The sequence below is a fragment of the Moorena sp. SIO3B2 genome, assembly GCF_010692525.1.
Classification (GTDB): domain Bacteria; phylum Cyanobacteriota; class Cyanobacteriia; order Cyanobacteriales; family Coleofasciculaceae; genus Moorena; species Moorena producens.
Genome location: NZ_JAAHHE010000661.1, coordinates 1 through 2,420, shown reverse-complemented (window position 1 = coordinate 2,420; position 2,420 = coordinate 1). Strand labels below are relative to the sequence as shown.

Genomic DNA, 2,420 nt, shown 5'->3' with positions numbered 1-2,420 from the left:
CGGGAATCGGGAATCGGGAGTCGGGAGTCGGGAGTCGGGAATCGGGAGTGGAAAAAAATCCTGTGTACCTCACTTGTGATCAGAATTGCTATCCGTAGTGAGATTAAGTAGTGGGATGGGACCTTGGAGCCGGGACGAACCCATTTCTCGACCACAGCTATATGCGATGCCAAGAGCCGCTGCGCGATAAGAGCCGCTACGCGATCCAAAGAGCCGCTGCGCGCGCGATTGGCCGTAGGCCACGCTACGCGATGCTCGGTACGAGCCGCTGCGCGAACGCATCCACCAACCGTATCCTAAACTCTTCCGTTAATTCCCGATTCCCAATTCTGAATTCTAAATTCTAAATTCTAAATTCCCTCAAGTTGTCAATTTTCCTTTTATACCTTTAACTAGTATTATCGGAATAGTTAAAACTGAGTCCACTGATGAACAAGTGCGTTGGAACTACTGAAGCAGCATCTCTATTAGGAATTTCCTCTCGACGATTGCGCCAACTCCTAGAGAAGGGTCGGGTCCGGGGTGCGTATAAAAGCGGGAAATTCTGGATTATTCCTCTGTTCAACCATTTGCCACAAATTACTAAAGGTAATCGTGGACCGAAGGGCAAATGGCGCACTAGTCGTACAACCGCTTTAGCGAAGATTAATGTCAATCGCAATCACATTGGCTCGAATATCAAGAAAAGCCCCAAAGACCGGAAGCCAGTGATTTCAGTTAAACGAAAGGGCACTAATCTCTACGGTAATGAGGTGGAAATCCTTGGTCCTTGTAAGATTGTTTATCAGCCGGATAATCCCCTTGATTGTGGTGCTCGTTTGTGGATCGAAACTTTCAGTGATATTCACTTTATTTCTTGATGCAGTCGCTCATGGGGGAAACCCCCAAGACCGCGCTGCATCGCTGGTGGTACTTTTCCGGCTATTAGCTAAGTCGGTTAAGGCTTTGCGACTATTCCAAATTATCTATTTCATTTAGTGCTGCATCAAGACATTGGGTGCATCTCATTTTTGCTGTTTGACACGGTGGTGCGTTACGGGGCGGGCTATCCAAACCCTGACTACGAGGCGAAAAATGAAGGCCCCCCTAACGCACCCTACGCAAAATTTTCAAATATGAGATTCACCCAAGACATGGAAGTATGAAAGCGCGATCGCTAGTAAGCATTCAGCCGTCAGCTGTCAGCCGTCAGCTTATTTTATTCAAAAGCTATAGTTATTGTAGGGTGGGCAAATGACAGAATTCCAGATTACATGGTGATTGGCTATGAATTTGCCCACCCTACGCCTACTGATCTTTTCGAGCGGGCAAGATGCCCACTCTACTGTGACTTGACTTTTGCTAACATTTATTTAGAGACGTTTTTCCAGATAAATACTGAAATTAATGACTTATCTATTAACAGAGGCTTTTCAGAAAGCACAAAATTTACCAGAAGAGATACAAGACGAACTTGCTCATCAGTTAATCGAAGATATTGAGAATGAACTTAAATGGCAAAAAACATTATCACAATCTCAAACCTCTTTCCTAGACGAATTAGCCCGTAAAGCATTAAATGAATCTAAGATAGGGGAAACGAAAGTTATGGGTTTTGATGAATTATGAAGTCAGAATTAACCAATGACTTTGTAAACTGCTTTGGTAAATTACCCGAAAAAGTAAAGCAGACTGCACGAAAAAATTATAAACTTTGGAAACAGAATCCCAACCATCCAAGTTTAGAGTTTAAGAAACTTCAGACTCAAGAGCCAATATACTCGGTTAGGGTGGGAATCGGTTGGCGTGCTGTAGGAGTTATGAAAACGACAGATACAATAGTTTGGTTTTGGATTGGCTCTCACACTGAATATGATAAGTTACTTAAAAAGTTATAATTTGATTGCCGCTAGATAAAACTTACAAAGAAAAAGACTGACCCAAAAAAAACCGACAATCAGGCATAGCACAATGGCAAATTCGGTCACGCAAAAAGTCTCATCAAGTTTGAGAGTTATTGTAGGGTGGGCAAATCGACCTCTAGTGGTAATTAAAAATTAAAAATTAAAAATTAAAAATAAAGCTTGTAGGGTGGGCAAATCCACCGGATTCCAGATGAAATGGTCAGAGGGTCAGCATTTGCCCACCCTACGCCACAGCCTCAGGGAAGGTGGGCAAATCCACCGGATTCGAGTACAAATTGTCAGAGGATAAGCATTTGCCCACCCTACGCCACGATTCCCGATTCTAGCCCACAGCGCGATCGCTTCACTCTTTTCGAGCGGGCAAGATGCCCACTCTACCCATTCCCGATTCCCGATTCCCGATTCCCGATTCCCGATTCCCGATTCCCGATTCCCGATTCCCGATTCCCGATTCCCGATTCCCGATTCCCGATTCCCGATTCCCGATTCCCGATTCCCGATTCCCGATTCCCATTA

Annotated in this window: 3 protein-coding genes and 1 pseudogene; all 4 read left to right on the top strand. The window is 44.5% G+C overall.

The features are described from left to right. Positions 1-428: 428 nt before the first annotated feature. Complete coding sequence (locus tag F6K38_RS39485; protein WP_071104416.1) at positions 429-860, top strand: MerR family transcriptional regulator; 432 nt, start codon at positions 429-431, stop codon at positions 858-860. Positions 861-1,386: 526 nt separating this feature from the next. Beyond that, positions 1,387-1,608 carry a hypothetical protein gene (locus F6K38_RS39480; RefSeq protein ID WP_287314436.1) on the top strand — a complete coding sequence of 74 codons (222 nt, stop codon included), beginning with the start codon at positions 1,387-1,389 and terminating at the stop codon, positions 1,606-1,608. Beyond that, positions 1,605-1,877: a type II toxin-antitoxin system RelE family toxin gene (locus tag F6K38_RS39475; RefSeq protein ID WP_287360359.1), complete on the top strand. Its 273-nt coding sequence runs from the start codon at positions 1,605-1,607 to the stop codon at positions 1,875-1,877. Before F6K38_RS39480 ends, F6K38_RS39475 begins: the two co-directional genes overlap by 4 nt. Before the next feature lie 222 nt (positions 1,878-2,099). Next, a pseudogene (locus tag F6K38_RS39470) lies at positions 2,100-2,420 on the top strand (hypothetical protein); the annotation flags it as partial.

What these genes read in the sequence shown, in the direction of transcription:
- F6K38_RS39485 (WP_071104416.1), top strand. Translation starts at nt 429, where the DNA reads ATGAACAAGTGCGTTGGAACTACTGAAGCAGCATCTCTATTAGGAATT.
- F6K38_RS39480 (WP_287314436.1), top strand. Translation starts at nt 1,387, where the DNA reads ATGACTTATCTATTAACAGAGGCTTTTCAGAAAGCACAAAATTTACCA.
- F6K38_RS39475 (WP_287360359.1), top strand. Translation starts at nt 1,605, where the DNA reads ATGAAGTCAGAATTAACCAATGACTTTGTAAACTGCTTTGGTAAATTA.